12 protein-coding genes are annotated in these 15,858 nt (G+C 72.5%); 6 read left to right on the top strand and 6 right to left on the bottom strand.

Features of this window, described 5'->3' with window-relative positions; genetic code table 11:
• Nucleotides 1-7: 7 nt before the first annotated feature.
• Nucleotides 8-1,330, bottom strand: a complete 1,323-nt coding sequence (gene hisD, locus AB0L45_RS10570; protein WP_365838177.1) for a histidinol dehydrogenase — start codon at nt 1,328-1,330, stop codon at nt 8-10.
• Nucleotides 1,331-1,689: 359 nt separating this feature from the next.
• Here hisD and AB0L45_RS10565 point away from each other — a divergent pair, with 359 nt between their 5' ends.
• The 3 genes from AB0L45_RS10565 to ybaK all read left to right on the top strand — a co-directional run bounded on the left by AB0L45_RS10565 (nt 1,690) and on the right by ybaK (nt 4,852).
• Nucleotides 1,690-3,255 (top strand): oxidoreductase, encoded by a 1,566-nt coding sequence (locus AB0L45_RS10565; protein ID WP_365838563.1) that lies wholly within the window; start codon nt 1,690-1,692, stop codon nt 3,253-3,255.
• A gap of 174 nt (nt 3,256-3,429) precedes the next feature.
• Nucleotides 3,430-4,251: an LON peptidase substrate-binding domain-containing protein gene (locus AB0L45_RS10560; protein WP_365838175.1), complete on the top strand. Its 822-nt coding sequence runs from the start codon at nt 3,430-3,432 to the stop codon at nt 4,249-4,251.
• Between the two features lie 76 nt (nt 4,252-4,327).
• Complete coding sequence (gene ybaK, locus AB0L45_RS10555) at nt 4,328-4,852, top strand: Cys-tRNA(Pro) deacylase (RefSeq protein WP_365838174.1); 525 nt, start codon at nt 4,328-4,330, stop codon at nt 4,850-4,852.
• Between the two features lie 242 nt (nt 4,853-5,094).
• Here the strand turns inward: ybaK and AB0L45_RS10550 are convergent, their stop codons facing one another.
• The 4 genes from AB0L45_RS10550 to AB0L45_RS10535 all read right to left on the bottom strand — a co-directional run bounded on the left by AB0L45_RS10550 (nt 5,095) and on the right by AB0L45_RS10535 (nt 9,332).
• Nucleotides 5,095-5,844, bottom strand: a complete 750-nt coding sequence (locus AB0L45_RS10550) for an ABC transporter permease (protein WP_365838172.1) — start codon at nt 5,842-5,844, stop codon at nt 5,095-5,097.
• A gap of 113 nt (nt 5,845-5,957) precedes the next feature.
• A complete protein-coding gene (locus AB0L45_RS10545) occupies nt 5,958-6,848 on the bottom strand; it encodes an ABC transporter permease (protein WP_365838170.1) in 891 nt (296 codons plus the stop codon).
• Complete coding sequence (locus AB0L45_RS10540; RefSeq protein WP_365838561.1) at nt 6,845-7,852, bottom strand: ABC transporter ATP-binding protein; 1,008 nt, start codon at nt 7,850-7,852, stop codon at nt 6,845-6,847. The genes AB0L45_RS10545 and AB0L45_RS10540 overlap by 4 nt, the downstream gene beginning before the upstream one ends.
• A gap of 148 nt (nt 7,853-8,000) precedes the next feature.
• Complete coding sequence (locus AB0L45_RS10535; protein ID WP_365838168.1) at nt 8,001-9,332, bottom strand: NYN domain-containing protein; 1,332 nt, start codon at nt 9,330-9,332, stop codon at nt 8,001-8,003.
• 272 nt (nt 9,333-9,604) lie between these two features.
• On the opposite strand from AB0L45_RS10535, the gene AB0L45_RS10530 reads away from it, so the two are divergent.
• Entirely contained in the window at nt 9,605-9,781 is a 177-nt protein-coding gene (locus AB0L45_RS10530) for a hypothetical protein (protein ID WP_365838166.1), read from the top strand.
• A 137-nt stretch (nt 9,782-9,918) separates the two neighbouring features.
• On the opposite strand, the gene dnaE is transcribed toward AB0L45_RS10530, so the two are convergent.
• Nucleotides 9,919-13,461: a DNA polymerase III subunit alpha gene (dnaE, locus tag AB0L45_RS10525; protein WP_365838164.1), complete on the bottom strand. Its 3,543-nt coding sequence runs from the start codon at nt 13,459-13,461 to the stop codon at nt 9,919-9,921.
• Between the two features lie 238 nt (nt 13,462-13,699).
• Between dnaE and AB0L45_RS10520 the strand changes: the two genes are divergently transcribed.
• Both AB0L45_RS10520 and AB0L45_RS10515 read left to right on the top strand, forming a co-directional pair.
• Entirely contained in the window at nt 13,700-15,043 is a 1,344-nt protein-coding gene (locus tag AB0L45_RS10520; RefSeq protein WP_365838162.1) for a DUF2252 domain-containing protein, read from the top strand.
• 110 nt (nt 15,044-15,153) lie between these two features.
• Entirely contained in the window at nt 15,154-15,810 is a 657-nt protein-coding gene (locus tag AB0L45_RS10515; protein ID WP_365838160.1) for a hypothetical protein, read from the top strand.
• Nucleotides 15,811-15,858 lie beyond the last annotated feature (48 nt).

Below are 15,858 nucleotides of genomic sequence, written 5' to 3'. Positions count from 1 at the left end.
TGCTCGCTCACTCGCCCTGCGGGATCTTCCAGTCGAACCTGGCCTTCAGCGCCGCGCCGTGGGCCGGGAGGTCCTCGGCCTCGGCGAGGGTCACCACATGGTGGGCGACCTCGGCCAGCGCGTCACGGCTGTAGTCCACGACGTGGATGCCGCGCAGGAACGACTGGACGGACAGGCCCGAGGAGTGGCAGGCGCAGCCGCCGGTGGGCAGCACGTGGTTGGAGCCGGCGCAGTAGTCGCCCAGGGAGACGGGGGCGTACGGGCCGACGAAGATCGCGCCGGCGTTGCGCACCCGGGCGGCGACCGCGGCGGCGTCGGCGGTCTGGATCTCCAGGTGCTCGGCACCGTACGCGTCGACCACCTTCAGGCCCTCGTCCACGCCGTCCACCAGGACGATCGCGGACTGCCGGCCGGCCAGCGCGGTGCTGATCCGCTCGGTGTGCTTGGTGGCGGCCACCTGGGTCGTCAGCTCGGTCTCGACGGCGGCGGCCAGTTCGGCCGAGTCGGTGACCAGGACGGCGGCGGCCAGCGTGTCGTGCTCGGCCTGGCTGATCAGGTCGGCGGCGACGTGCGCGGCGTCGGCGGTGGCGTCCGCGAGCACCGCGATCTCGGTGGGCCCGGCCTCCGCGTCGATGCCGATCCGGCCCTTGAGCAGGCGCTTGGCGGCGGCGACGTAGATGTTGCCGGGGCCGGTGACCAGGTTGACGGGGCGGCACTCCTCGGTGCCGTACGCGAACATCGCGATCGCCTGGGCGCCGCCGGCCGCGTACACCTCGTCCACGCCGAGCAGGGCGCAGGCGGCGAGGATGGTCGGGTGCGGCAGGCCGCCGAACTCCGCCTGCGGCGGGGAGGTGACGGCGACGCCTTCGACGCCCGCCTCCTGGGCCGGGACCACGTTCATGACCACGGAGGACGGGTAGACCGCCAGGCCGCCGGGTACGTACAGGCCGACGCGCTCGACCGGCACCCAGCGCTCGGTGACCGTGCCGCCCGGGACGACCTTGGTCGTCACGTCCGTACGGCGCTGCTCGCGGTGGACGATCCGGGCGCGCCGGATCGACTCCTCCAGGGCGGCCCGGACGGCCGGGTCCAGCTCGGCGAGCGCGCGGTCCAGCGCCTCGGCGGGCACCCGTACGCGCTCGATGGCGACCCCGTCGAACCGATGGGCGTACTCGATCAGCGCGGCCGTCCCACGATGGCGCACGTCCTCGCAGATGGGCCGCACCTTCTCCAGGGCGGCTTCCACGTCGAACTCGGCACGGGGCAGCAGGTCGCGCAGGGCGCCGCCCTCGGGGAGGGCGTCACCGCGCAGATCGATTCGGGAGATCACCCCTCCAGTGTCTCAGACCCGCTCCCGGACCCGGGCGCCCGTATCACTCGGTGATACACAGCAGCGGGGCCGCGCGGGGCCGGCCGGCCCGCGGACCCGGCGCGGCGCGGAACCACCGCGAACCGGTGCTCACTTTTCGTGTTCAGCCGGTCACGCAGCGGGAATGGGGGTCGTACGGGCGTACGGAGTGACGGGGCGGACGCACGGGGGACCGGACCCGGCGGCGGGCGGGCGGCCTGCGGAAACGGTTGGACGCGGAGCCCGCGCACGCGGGACCGTACGGACCCGCTCGGGGGAGCGGGGAAAGGGGGACGAGCACGGTGGCCACGCCGGAGGAGGGCGACGCACCCGCGGAGCTGATGCTGAACCCTGCCGAGTGGAGCCTGTGGCAGGCGTTCCGCAACGGCAGCACCTGCGACCTGCGTACCGGTGACCCGGCCAGGGACGACCCGCACGGCCAGTTCCGGTGGGGCCCGGAGCGCCGGGTGCGCGCCCGCATCGTCGCGCTCCTGCTGCTGGAGGGACCGCCCGCACAACCCGGCCGGGTCTCCGCGCTGAAACTGGCAGGTGCGTACATCACCGACACTCTCGACCTTGCGGGCGGCACGATCAAGCCATTCGTGGAACTGCGCGACTGCCGCTTCCAGAACGAGGTCGTCCTGCCCGAGAGCCGCTTCACCACCCTGCGGATGGTCGGCTGCGCCATCCCCCGGGTCGAGGCGGCCCGGCTGCACACCGAAGGCGATCTGCACCTGCCGCGCTGCGTCGTCCGCTCCGGCATCCGCCTGACGGACGCCCACATCGGCACGGACCTGCTGCTCAACCAGACGGTGGTGCACAAGGACCGGCAGGGCCGCTCGGTGATGGCGGACGGGCTGACCGTCGCGCAGGACCTCCAGGCCGAGATGATGGAGTCGTACGGCGAGCTGTCGCTGCGCGGCGCGACCATCGGCGTGTCGCTCAGCCTGCGCGGCAGCCGGCTGAGCAACCCGTACGGGCGCCGCGCGCTGAACGCCCCCCAGATGACGGTCGAACGCACGCTGTACCTGACCGGCGCCGGCCTGGCCAGCTCCCCGTTCTCCAGTACCACCGCCACACCCCCGTACGGCATCGCCCACACCCCCACCCGCGGCACCCGTATGCAGCGCTTCGAGTGCGAGGGCGGCATGCGCCTGGACGACGGGCGCTTCGGCGACGCCGTCGACTTCGAGCAGGCGCGCTTCATCATGGAGGCCGACCAGGAGCTGTCGCTGCGCCGCATCCAGACCCCGGAACTGCGCTTCCTGGGTGAGCGGCCGCAGCGCGGGCGGGTCATCCTGTCCGGCGCGCGGGTGGTCAACCTGGTCGACAAGGCGGCGAGCTGGCCCGGGCTCGGCGGCCTGTGGATGGCGGGCTTCAACTACGAGACGCTGATCCCGCGCGGCCACTTCCCGCTGTCCCGGCGACTGGAGTGGGTGGCCGCCGCCACCCCGGAGTACGCGCCGGAGCCGTACGAGATGCTGGCCGCCGCCCTGCGCAGCAGCGGCGAGGACTCCGACGCGCGCGAGGTGCTGCTCGCCAAGCAGCGGCGGCGGCGCGAGACGCTGCCGCTGGCCGCCAAGCTGTGGGGCATCCTCCAGGACTGGACGGTGGCGTACGGCTACCGCCCCGGGCGGGCCGCCGTGTGGATGGTGATCCTGTGGGCGCTCGGCACGGTCTACTTCGCCCAGTCCCCGCCGCCGGCCCTCAAGCCCGGCGAGGCGCAGCCCTGGAACCCGTACCTCTACTCCCTCGACCTGCTGCTGCCGGTGATCGACCTGAACCAGGGCGCGTCGTGGAAACCGGACGGCGGCGCCCAGTGGGTCGCCGCGATCATGATCCTGGCGGGCTGGGTCCTGGCGACGACGGTCGCGGCGGGCGCGTCACGGCTGCTGCGACGGCAGTAGGAGCGCGCAGGGGGCGTGCGGCCGGTGGCGCGCCCCCGGTCCTGGCCAGAGCCGGTCCGGGCCCGTTCCCGGGCCGTACGGCACCGGCACCGGGGCCGCCGTCCCCTTCCCCCGCGGCCCCGGATCGTGGGGCGCGAGCCACTCCCGCCTCCACAGGCTCTAGGCTTACGGGCTGTGACCTCCGTGCGCCTACCGCTCTTCCCGCTGAACTCGGTGTTGTTCCCGGGACTCGTCCTCCCGCTCAACGTCTTCGAGGCGCGGTACCGGGCGATGATGCGCGACCTCCTCGCCCTGCCCGAAGACGAGCGCCGTTTCGGGGTCGTCGCGATCCGCGACGGCCGCGAGGTGGCGCCCTCCGCCCCCGGCCTGCCGGACAGCACCGCGCTGCCCGCCGACGGGCCGGGCGCGGGCTTCGGCCCCGACCCGATCAGCGCCTTCCACACCGTGGGGTGCGTGGCCGACGCGGCCACCATCCGGGAGAAGAGCGGCGCCCCCGGCTCCGCCCCCGCCTCCGACGAGGACACCGAGGCCGCCGCGGACGCGGCGCTCGCCCCCGGCACCGGGCCCGGCGCCTCCGGGTACGAGGTGCTGGCCACCGGCACCACCCGCTTCAGGCTGCTGTCGGTGGACGCCTCGGGGCCGTATCTGATGGGCGAGGTGGAGGACCTGCCGGAGACGGAGGGCGAGGGCGCCGGCGCGCTGGCCTCCGGCGTCGTACGGACCTTCCGCACCTACCAGAAGCGGCTGGCCTGGGCGAACGAACGCACCCTCGCCGGCGGCCAGGACCTGCCCGCCGAGCCGTCGGTGCTGTCGTACCTGGTGGCGGCCGCCGCCGTGCTCGACATCCCGGCCAAGCAGCGGCTCCTGGAGGCACCGGACACCGCGGCCCGGCTCACGGAGGAGCTGAAACTCCTTCGCCAGGAGACCGCGGTGATCGGTAAGCTCCCGTCGCTGCCCGCGGTGGACCTGACCCGCCACCCGACCAGCCCCAACTGAGCGCGGGGCGGCGAGCGCCGCTCACGCACCCCCACCCGTACCGACGACCTTACGAGCGAGCCGAGGCGCGACGACCTTGTCCAAGAAGCCGAAGCGGACCAAGCAGCCGAAGAACGGGAAGCAGCCGGCCGGCGGCACCCCGGCGACGGTAGCCCTCACCGAGGCGGGCGTCGACTTCACCCTCCACGCGTACGAGCACGACCCGGCCGCCGCGTCGTACGGCGAGGAGGCCGCCGAAGCGCTCGGGGTCTCCCCCGACCAGGTCTTCAAGACGCTCCTCGCCGAGGTGGACGGCGTCCTGACCGTCGCCGTCGTACCGGTCTCCGGCTCCCTCGACCTCAAGGCACTGGCCGCCGCGGCCGGCGGCAAGCGCGCCGCGATGGCCGACCCGGCGGCTGCGGAACGCAGCACCGGCTACGTACGCGGCGGCATCTCCCCGCTCGGCCAGCGCAAGCGCCTGCGTACGGTGCTCGACGCGTCGGCGGCCGCACACGAGACGGTGTGCGTGTCGGCCGGGCGCCGCGGCCTGGAGGTCGAACTGGCACCCGCCGACCTCCAGAAGCTCACGGAAGCGACGCTCGCGGAGATCGCGCGCGGCTGAGCTCGGTCTTCAAGCTGAGTGCGCCGGCCGCCGCGCGGCCGGATGTACCCCGTACGCCCCTGCCGTCACGGCGCAGAGCCTTTACGCCCGCCCCGTCCTCCGCTACGACCCGTGCAGGAGGTACGCCATGTCGAAGAAGACCCGTAAGCGGAAGTGGCGCATCAAGAAGGGCAAGGCCAACCACGGGCGCCGGCCCGCCTAGGACGGATCCCGTTCCTCGGACCGCTGTCGGCCGCAGGCCCTCAGCCGTCCGAGGGCGGCGGGGTCTGCTGTCCTCCGGGGAACCACTCCGGCTGCGGCGGCTCCGGGTCGCGGGGGCCGAAGAGGCCGGTCAGGAGCAGGTGGGTGATCATGGCGCCGACCGGCCAGGCGAGCAGCGCGCCCTTGGCCTGGAGGCGCAGCGGCGCGTCGAAGGGCACGCCCTTGCCGGCCTCCGCCGCGTGCGCCGCCAGGTCCGGTGTCGGGCCCAGCCAGACGCCGAACCGCCAGGCCACCACGGAACCGAGCAGTCCGCCCGCCACCAGCGCCACCACCAGCGGGATGCCCCCGCCCCTGCGGAAGAGGAACGCTCCCGCCGCGCACACCACCCCGAAGCCGAGGGCCAGCAGGATGAAGGTGCCGTCCCCGCCGATGGACTCCTCGCCCTCGATGTTCTTGAGGTAGATGTTGCCGGCGCTGTCCGCGATCAGCGGGACGTGCGGCGCCAGCCACGACCACAGGGCGCCCAGCAGCGCGCCGCACACCGTCACCACGAGCGCGATCAGCGCCGCCTCGATCAGCTCACGGCGGAAGCCGGCCCGGTCCCGCACGGCGGGCTCCCCGGGGGCCGGGTGGCCAGGCGCCCCGGACGGAGTGGCCCAGGGGTTGTACGGCTGCTCGGCCGGCCGGTCGCCGTGCGGCTGGTTCTCATGGGGCCGGTTCTCGTGCGGCTGGTTCCCGTACGGCTGGTTTTCGTGGGGCTGGTTCTCGTGCGGCGTCTGCGGTGCGGTCACCCCGTCATCGTGCCAGGTGGGCACGGTGCCGCTGTCGGCAGGACGGCTCCGCGGCCGGTTCCGGCCGGTCTGCCCGGCCCCGTCCGCCGCGCCCCCGGGGCCCGCCGGGTCCGTCACCGTACGGCCGCCCGGCGGTACGCCCAGGTCGCCACGGCCAGCGACAGGACCCCGACGGCCGCGCAGACGCCCAGGTCGGCGAGGACCGCCAGCCAGTCGGGGCGGGCGTCGAACCCGCGCGCCAGGGCCTCGACCCCGTACGTCGAGGGCAGCAGGTCCCGCGCGTACGAGATCGGCGCGGGCAGCCGGGCGGCCGGCAGCACGCCCAGCAGCAGGGCCGCGGACATTCCCAACTGGCCGCAGAGAGTGGCCAGTTCCGGTCGTGGCGCGAGCAGGCCCAGCGCCGCGCCGAGCCCGGCGAGGGCGGCTCCGGCCAGCGGGATCACCGCGATCAGCACCCACAGGTGCGCCATCGGCAGCTGGAACAGCAGGCAGCCGGTCACGGCCGTGACCACGGTGCCCGGCGCGGTGAACGAGGCGTACGCGGCGGCCGCGCCGAGCACCACGGCGGCGGGCGGCACCGGCAGCGTGGCGTAGTGGTCCAGCCCGCCGCTGGCGCGCAGCTGCCCGAAGTACTGGGCCAGCAGGTTCAGCGCCACGAACGCCACGACCAGCACGCTGGAGCCCGCGACGACCGCCCGCGCGGCGTCGCCGCCGTCGACCACGCCGCGCATCAGGACCATGATCCCGACCGACTGGAAGGTCGCCACGAACAGCAGCGGGATCCGGGCGACCCGGGCCCGTGACAGCTGGGCCCGGTACACGGCGGCGAGCGCGGGCAGCAGCCGGGCCGCGGGCGCCAGCGGCGCGGCGGCCGCGGCGTCCGCGTCCGGCCGCGGTCCGGCGGCGCTCCCCGGCCCGGGGGCGGGCCCGGGCGCGGCCGGTGCCACCGTACGCACCTGCGCCTCCGCCGCCTTCGCCTGTGCCTCCGCGGGAACCACGCTCACGCCTTCACCAAGCCTTCCTCCGTACGGCCCCCCAGCGCGAGATACACATCTTCCAGGCTCGGCGTCGCGAGCGTGAAGTCGTCCAGCGCGGCGAAGGCCGGGCCGGCCGTCACGGCGGCCACCGCCTCCCGCGCCCGGTCCGGTGCCAGCCGCAGCGTCCAGCGGCGCCCGCTGGTCCGGGCGGCCTCACCCAGGGCGGCCACCTCGGGGACGTCCAGCGGTGCCCGCTCCCGCCACACCAGCTCCAGCCGGACCTCCTCGCCCACCAGGTCCTTCAGCCCGCCGGGCGTGTCGCAGGCGATGACCTTGCCCCGGTCGATCACCGCGACCCGGTCCAGGACGCTCTCCGCCTCGATGACGTTGTGGGTCACCAGCAGCACGGTGGCGCGGCGTTCCGCCCGGCGCCGGTCGACGGCGGCCCACACGGCGCGGCGCGCCACGGGGTCCATGCCGGTGGTCGGCTCGTCCAGGACCAGCAGCGGCCGCTCGCCGACCAGGACGGCGGCGAAGCACGCGAGGCGGCGCTGGCCACCGGAGAGCCGCTTGAGGGGGCGCCCGGCGAGGTCACCGAGCCCCAGCTCGTCCACGACCGCGTCCCGCTCGGCGCGCGCTGCCCGCGCCGTGAGGCCGCGCAGGCGGCCGGTGGTCTCCACGGCGAGCGCGACCGTCATCTCGTCCAGGGCGCTCGACTCCTGGCCCAGGTAGCCGAGCAGGCGCGAGGCGCGCTCCGGATGGCGGACGATGTCGTGGCCCAGTACGGAGACACTGCCGGAATCGGGGCGCAGCAGGCCGGTGAGCTGCCGGACCAGCGTCGACTTGCCGGCGCCGTTCGGCCCGAGCAGCCCGAAGATCTCCCCTTGGCGTACGTCCAGGCTGATCCCGTCACTGGCCCGTACGGCCGGTGCCCCCGCCGCTCCCCGCCGCCCGCGCACCGCGGGGTACGTCTTGACCAGGTCCCGTACGGCACACACCGGCTCGCCGCACTCCACCCGCTTCGCACCCATCCTCACGAGCAACGAGCGTACGCGCTGCCGAGCCCCCGGCTGTCCGCACCCCCTGTACGGGGCGGCCACCCGGGTGACCGGCTCCCTGCCGCCCCGGGGTTCCCTGAGCCGCTGTTCCCTCCGTTCCCCTGCTCCCTCCGGTTCCTCCTCACTCCCCCACCGGCACGTGCGACGCCGCCGTCCGGAGGTCGACCTCGCGCCAGAATCCGGCGCGGATCGCGTAGCGGTCGTGTTCGTCGATCTGGTCGTCCTTGTGGGCGAGGAGGCCGAAGCGGGCCGCGTAACGGAGCAGTTCGCCGTCGATGCGGTGCGGGATGCGGGGGTACTCCGTGGAGATCTGCTGGAGGTGGGCGGTGTCGGAGAGCCGTTCGGTCCAGCGGCGGGCGAAGACCTGGCCCACCTCGAAGGGGTCGCCGCTGACCGCCGTGATGTCCTCCTCGCGGTCCGCCCAGCGCTGCTCCGCGCTGGTGAGCTGGGCGAGTGTCGGCAGCGAGGCGGTTTCGGGCGGTTCGCCGACCGGGCCGCCGCGCTCGACCCACCCCTTGTCGGAGGACCAGCGCAGCGTCGCGCTGGGTACGGGTGCGGGGGCCGTGGCGGGCCCGCCCGGCCCGGAGCCGGGGCCGCGGTTCAGGCCGGCGAGGTCCTTCGGGGTGGGGACCGGCGTGCCCTTGCCGCCCGCCGGGCCGCCTTCGCCGTCCCGTTCGGCGGCGGTCCCCGGCCGGGCGCACGCTCCCGGGGAGCCGGCCCGCTCCACGGGCGCGGGCCGCGCCGTACCGTTCGTGCCGTTGCGCTCGGCGGCGGCCCGCTCCGCGTCGTGCGCGGCGGAGGCCGCGGCCGCGGCGGCCGCGACGGCGGACTCGGGCAGGGGGGCCGAGAGGATGGCGGCGATCTCCGGCCGCGGTACGGGCGGCGGCGCGCAGGGGCCGCCGAGCTCCTTCAGCCGTACGGCGCGGGTGATCCACGCCCGGTCGAGCACCCGCCGCTCGTCGGCCTCGGCGACCAGGTCCTCGGACTGGTTGTAGTCACCGTCGGCGGCCTGCACGGCCCACAGGTGGACGGCGACGCCGTGTTCCTTGGCGGACATCAGGCCGGGGAGCAGGTCGCCGTCGCCGGTGACCAGCACGATGTCGGAGCAGGCGCGGTTGCGGGCCAGTTCGGTCAACTCCGCGTGCATCGCGGCGTCCACGCCCTTCTGGGCCCAGCGGCCGTCGCTGCGGGTCAGCGCGCCGAGCCGGACGGTGACGCGGGACATGACGCGCAGCCGCCGGTGCTCGGGCTGCGGTACGCGGTCGGGCGCGCCGTCGAACCAGTAGATGCGCAGCAACGGCCGTTCCGTGTCGGCTTCGGCGCGCTGCCGCAGGCCCTGGATGAGGGCGGCGTGATCAACGGTGATCCGGGACCGGGTGGGCTCTCCGGCGAGCAGGCTCGCGGCGGCGCCCAGCAAGTATCCGGCGTCCACCAGGACGACGCAGCGATCCACGTTCCACCCTCTTCCCTGAGGTGCTGAAGTCGGACGCCCCCCGGCTCGGCCTGCGGCACGAGTTTCCTCCTGCTTTACCTTCGAGTCTGCCCGACCGTACGGGGGTTAACTGCCCGAACTCGATCATCGGCGTGGCGGATCCGGTACCCAGCGTGAACACACCGCGCGACATGGGACATTACGCACGGTAATGGCCCGAAATGCGCGTATGCCTGGTGCGTGTAAGCCTGGTCACGGCCCCGATCCCAGGATCCCCCTCAGGAGGCACGATCATGGCCAAGAACAAGAATCGCGACCGTAATCAGCAGCAGAAGGGCGCTCAGACCGCCGAGCGCGGCCGTCAGGACGCCGAGCGGTCGGCGATGGAGGCCCAGGCCTCGGCCCAGTCCGTGGAGGCCACCCCGCGCGATGTTGCCCGTAAGCACCAGCGCCGTTTCGGTCACAACTGACCTTCGCGGTACAGCAGCGAAGGGGCGCACCCGTTTGGGGTGCGCCCCTCTTGCGCGCTACGCGCCCCGGCGGAGGCCGGAACGCCACAGTGCCGGGGCAGGGGCCCACACCCCCGCCCCGGCACTGTCTCACCGGCTCAGCCCGCCAGGCAGGACGGCCCCAGCAGCACCTTCAGGTCGCCGAAGAGCGACGGGTCCGGTGTCACCCGGTGCCGGTCCAGCCGCAGCACCGTCGTCTTGCGCGCCCCCTGGAGCTTGATCCGCACCTCGGTCGCGCCGCGGTGACTGGTCAGCACCTCGCCCAGCTTCTCGACCAGCGGCGGGGTGACCTTGACCGTGGGGATCGTGATCGTCACGGGGGCGTTGGCACCGGCCTCCGAGAGGTCGGGGACCATCATCTCCATGGCGACCAGCCGCGGGATGTCCTCGCGCTTGTCCAGGCGGCCCTTGACGAAGACGACGGTGTCCTCGACGAGTTGGGTGGAGACCAGCTGGTAGGTCGCCGGGAAGAACATGCACTCGATGGAGCCGGCCAGGTCCTCGACGGTGGCGATGGCCCAGGCGTTGCCCTGCTTGGTCATCTTGCGCTGGAGGCCGGAGATGATGCCGCCGATGGTGACGATCGAGCCGTCGGAGTAGTCACCGCCGGTCAGCTGGGAGATCGCCGCGTCCGCCTTGTCGGACAGCACGTGCTCCAGACCGAACAGCGGGTGGTCGGAGACGTACAGACCGAGCATCTCGCGCTCCTGGGCGAGCAGGTACGTCTTGTCCCACTCGATGTCGGAGAACTCCACGTCCAGGCCGAAGCCGGGGCCGTCGTCGGCGCTGTCGTCGCCCATGCCGCCGAAGAGGTCGAACTGCCCCTCGGCCTCCTTGCGCTTGACCGCGACCACGTTGTCGATCATGGCTTCGTAGTGCGCGGTCAGGCCCTTGCGGGTGTGCCCCATCTCGTCGAAGGCGCCCGCCTTGATCAGCGATTCGGTGGTCCGCTTGTTGCAGACGACCGCGTCGACCTTGTCGAGGTAGTCCGGGAAGGAGCTGTACTTCCCCTTGGCCTTGCGGCAGCGGATGATCGAGTCGACGACGTTCTGGCCGACGTTGCGGACGGCGGTGAGGCCGAAGAGGATCACGTCGTCACCCTGGGCGGCGAAGTTCGCCAGCGACTCGTTGACGTTCGGCGGGAGCACCTTGATGCCCATGCGGCGGCACTCGTTCAGGTAGACCGCCGACTTGTCCTTGTCGTCGCGCACCGAGGTGAGCAGCGCGGACATGTACTCCGCCGGGTAGTTCGCCTTCAGGTAGGCGGTCCAGTACGTGACCAGTCCGTACGCGGAGGAGTGCGCCTTGTTGAACGCGTAGCCGGCGAACGGGACCAGCACGTCCCACAGCGCCTGGATCGCCTGGTCGCTGAAGCCGTTCTTGCGGGCACCGGCCTGGAAGAGGACGAAGTTCTTCTCCAGTTCCTCGGGCTTCTTCTTGCCCATCACGCGGCGCAGCACGTCCGCCTCGCCGAGGCTGTACCCGGCGACGATCTGGGCGGCCTTCTGGACCTGCTCCTGGTAGACGATCAGGCCGTAGGTCAGGCCCAGGACCTCCTTGAGCGGCTCCTCCAGTTCCGGGTGGATCGGCGTGATCTCCTGGCGGCCGTTCTTCCGCTCCGCGTAGTTGATGTGCGAGTTCATGCCCATCGGGCCCGGGCGGTACAGGGCCGATACGGCGGAAATGTCCTCGAAGTTGTCGGGCTGCATCTGGCGCAGCAGCGAACGCATCGGGCCGCCGTCGAACTGGAAGACGCCGAGGGTGTCACCACGGCAGAGCAGCTCATAGGTCTTGGGGTCGTCCAGCGGGACTTCCAGCAGCTCCAGGTCGACGCCCTTGTTGGCCTTCACCATCTTCAGGGCGTCGTCCATGATGGTGAGGTTGCGCAGGCCCAGGAAGTCCATCTTCAGCAGGCCGAGCGACTCGCACTGCGGGTAGTCCCACTGCGTGATGGTGACGCCGTCGGTGTGCCGCACCCAGACCGGGGCGTGGTCGATGATCGGCTCACTGGACATGATCACGCCGGCCGCGTGCACACCCATCTGCCGGACCAGGCCCTCGACGCCCTTGGCGGTGTCGATGACCTTCTTCACGTCCGGTTCGTTCTCGTACATCGACCGCACCTCGCCCGCCTCGGAGTAGCGGGGGTGCTGCGGGTTGGTGATGCCGTCCAGGTCGATGCCCTTGCCGAGGACGTCGGCGGGCATCGCCTTGGTGATCCGGTCACCCATCGCGTACGGGTAGCCCAGCACCCGCGCGGAGTCCTTGATCGCGTTCTTCGCCTTGATCTTGCCGTACGTGCCGATCATGGCGACCTTGTCCTCGCCGTACTTCTCGGTCACGTACCGGATCACTTCGACGCGCCGACGCTCGTCGAAGTCGATGTCGACATCGGGCATCGAGACGCGCTCGGGGTTCAGGAACCGCTCGAAGATCAGACCGTGGGTGACCGGGTCGAGGTCGGTGATGCCCATCGCGTACGCGACGATCGAACCGGCCGCGGAGCCCCGGCCGGGGCCCACCGCGATGCCGTTGCGCTTGGCCCACATGATGAAGTCGGCGACCACGAGGAAGTAGCCCGGGAACCCCATCTGGATGATGACGTCCATCTCGTACTCGGCCTGCTTCTGCCGGTCCTCGGGGACGCCGCCCGGGTAGCGGCGCTCCATGCCGCGCCGCACCTCCTCCTGGAACCAGGTGACCTCGGTGAAGCCCTCCGGGATGTCGAACTTCGGCATCAGGTCGCGCTTCTCGAACATCCCGGTGGTGTCGATCTGCTCGGCGACCAGGAGGGTGTTGCGGCAGCCCTCCTGCCAGGCGTCCGAGGAGTCGATGGCGTACATCTCGTCCGTGGACTTCAGGTAGTAGCCGGTGCCGTCGAACTTGAAGCGGTCCGGGTCGGAGAGGTTCTTGCCGGTCTGGATGCACAGCAGCGCGTCGTGGGCGGTCGCCTCGTGCGCGTAGGTGTAGTGCGAGTCGTTGGTGACCAGCGGCGGGATGCCGAGCTTCTTGCCGATCTCCAGCAGGCCGTCGCGGACCCGGCGCTCGATCTCGATGCCGTGGTCCATCAGCTCCAGGAAGTACCGGTCCTTGCCGAAGATGTCCTGGTACTCCGAGGCCGCCTTCAGGGCCTCGTCGAACTGGCCGAGGCGCAGCCGGGTCTGCAGCTCACCGGAGGGGCAGCCGGTGGAGGCGATCAGGCCCTCGGACCACTGGGAGATCGTCTCCTTGTCCATCCGGGGCCACTTCTGCAGCCAGCCTTCCTTGTACGCGTCCGAGGAGAGCTTGAAGAGGTTGTGCAGCCCGGTCTTGTTCGCCGCCCAGATCGTCTTGTGTGTATAACCACCCGAACCGGACACGTCATCGCGCTTCTGGTGCGGCTGGCCCCACTGGATCTTGCGCTTGGTGCGCCGCGACTCGGGCGCCACGTACGCCTCGATGCCGATGATCGGGGTGATGCCGGCCTTCTGGGCGGAGTGGAAGAAGTCGTAGGCGCCGTGGAGGTTGCCGTGGTCGGACATGGCGATGTGTGTCATCCCCATCTCCTTGCACGCTTCGAACATGTCCTTCAGCCGCGCGGCACCGTCCAGCAGCGAATACTGGGTGTGCACGTGCAGATGCGTGAAGGGCGGCTTGGCCACGGCGGGAGACCTCCGGACGGTAGGGGTTGCGGCGCGCAGCGCCTCGATCAGGGTGGTGGTCGGGCGACGGTGGGGACGGTCTCGAAGTCTACGACCCTCCACCGACATCGAGCGGCGGACCGCGCGCAGCCCGCCACGCCTCCCCTCGGCACGGGCGGGCGGGCACTCGTGAGTAGCCTCGGCCGTTGGAAGAGGCGGCACACCCGTCTGCAGCACCTGCCTCAGGAGGCACCCCGCGATGTCGTCCCAGCTCGTCCCGGCGCCGGACGCCGCTCAGCGCGGCGAGGAGATCCTCGCCGTCTTCGACACCGCTTTCGGGCAGCTGCTCGCCGCCGACCCGGCGGCCTTCCGCGTCAAGTTCCGGAAGATGGCCGCCTCCGCCTTCGCCTTCTACCGGGGCACGGCCTGCCTCTTCTACCACGACCTCCAGGCCCAGGACGGCGGCCCGGGCGGCGGCCCGTACGAGGACGAGCGCACGGGCCAGGTGTGGATCCACGGCGATCTGCACGCCGAGAACTTCGGCACCTACATGGACGCCACCGGCCGGCTGATCTTCAACGTCAACGACTTCGACGAGGCCTACGTCGGCCCGTTCACCTGGGACCTCAAGCGCTTCGCCGCCTCCATGGCCCTGCTCGGCTACGCCAAGGCGCTGAGCGACGAGCAGATCAGCGAGCTGGTGGGGATCTACGCCGCCGCCTACCGTGAGCGCATCCACGCCCTGGCCACCGGCGCCAAGGACGACGACGTGCCGCCCTTCACCCTGGACACCGCCGAGGGCCCGCTGCTGGGCGCGCTGCGCATGGCCCGCTCGCTGACCCGCTTCGGCCTGCTGGACTCGATGACCGAGATCCGCGACTTCGAGCGCCGCTTCACCGCGGGCGACGGCACGGTCGAGCTGGACGCGGCGACCCGCTACAAGGTCCTGGCGGCCTTCGACGGCTATCTGGAGACGCTGCCCGAGTCCAGCCTGACCCGCCCGGACTCCTACCGCGTCAAGGACGTGGTGGGGCGGCGCGGCATCGGCATCGGCTCGGCGGGCCTGCCCTCGTACAACATCCTGCTGGAGGGCAACAGCGACGCGCTGGAGAACGACGTCGTGATCTACATGAAGCAGGCGCAGACCCCGGCGGTCTCCCGGCACATCACCGACCCGCGGGTGCGCGGCTACTTCCAGCACGAGGGCCACCGCACGGTGATCTCGCAGCGTGCGCTCCAGGACCACGCCGACCCGTGGCTGGGCTGGACCGAGCTGGACGGTGCCGGCCAGCTGGTGGCCGAGATCTCCCCGTACGCGGTGGACCTGGACTGGTCGGACATCGACGATCCGGCCGAGATCGCGGCGGTCGTCGCGGACCTGGGCCGGGCGACGGCGACGATGCACGCCGCCGCGGACGACGAGAGCGGCCACTCGTTGGTGCCGTTCTCCACCGAGCGCGCCATCGACGCGGCCATCGCCGCCGACGAGGACGGTTTCGGCCGGCTGCTGGTGGACTTCGCGCACGCGTACGGGGCGCGGGCCCGCGCCGACCACCAGACGTTCGTGGATCTCTTCCGCAACGGCCGCATCCCGGGCCTGTGAGCCGGGCCACGGCGGAAAGGGGGAAGGCAGGAGGGAAGGAGGGAACAGAGGTGCGACGGATTCGCGCCTCTTAGTCCCCACTTACCCCGCGCCGTGGCAGACTCGCTGCAATGGACATCTCGGCGGCACACCTGCGGGCACTGCGCGCAGCGCTCTTCACGGCGCTGTGCGTGACGCTGTCCGCCGCGGGCCATGTGCTGCTGTCCCGGATGCCGCTGCCGCTGACCACCGTCGCCGTGCTGTCGGCCGCCGTCTTCACGGTGGCGTACGCGCTGGCCGGCCGGGAGCGCGGCTACTGGCGCATCGCCGCGCTGCTCGTACCGCTGGAGCTGGCCGCCGACACGGTCTTCAGCGCCGGCCAGCACACCTGTTACGGGCGGGCCGGCGGGCCGGTCACGGGGCCGCTGCGGTCCCTGGGCGTGGACCTGCTGTGCGGCGGCGAGGTGGGCACTCCCCTGGCGCACCTGGCGCCGGAGGACCGTACGCCCGTCGCGACCTGGCTGCTGCTGCTCGCCGTGCACGTCGCGGTGGGGCTGCTCGCGGCGGCCTGGCTGCGGCGGGGCGAGGCCGCGCTGGCGCAGCTGCTGGGGGCGGTGACGGCGTTCGCGTTCCGGCCGCTGCTGCTGGCGGTGGCGGTCGTCCGGGCGCTGCCCGTGCCGCACCGCCCGGCCGCCCGGCCCGCGCGTACGGAGCCGGGCCCGCGGGCCGTCCCCCTGCTCGTGCACTGCGTCGTACGGCGTGGACCGCCCTGTTCCCTCGCCGCGTAGCCCCTTCGGGCCGCGTGGCTTACGGACCGGCACCCGTTCACACCTTTC

This window comes from Streptomyces sp. NPDC052496 (assembly GCF_040679095.1).
Classification (GTDB): Bacteria; Actinomycetota; Actinomycetes; order Streptomycetales; family Streptomycetaceae; genus Streptomyces.
The sequence above is the reverse complement of the archived record's forward strand: the minus strand, read 5'-3'. Positions and strand labels throughout refer to the sequence as shown.

Bases quoted from the DNA above. Each gene is read 5' to 3' on its own strand.
- AB0L45_RS10540 (WP_365838561.1), bottom strand. From the start codon at position 7,852: ATGGGTGCGAAGCGGGTGGAGTGCGGCGAGCCGGTGTGTGCCGTACGG.
- AB0L45_RS10515 (WP_365838160.1), top strand. From the start codon at position 15,154: ATGGACATCTCGGCGGCACACCTGCGGGCACTGCGCGCAGCGCTCTTC.
- AB0L45_RS10565 (WP_365838563.1), top strand. From the start codon at position 1,690: ATGCTGAACCCTGCCGAGTGGAGCCTGTGGCAGGCGTTCCGCAACGGC.
- AB0L45_RS10530 (WP_365838166.1), top strand. From the start codon at position 9,605: ATGGCCAAGAACAAGAATCGCGACCGTAATCAGCAGCAGAAGGGCGCT.
- AB0L45_RS10520 (WP_365838162.1), top strand. From the start codon at position 13,700: ATGTCGTCCCAGCTCGTCCCGGCGCCGGACGCCGCTCAGCGCGGCGAG.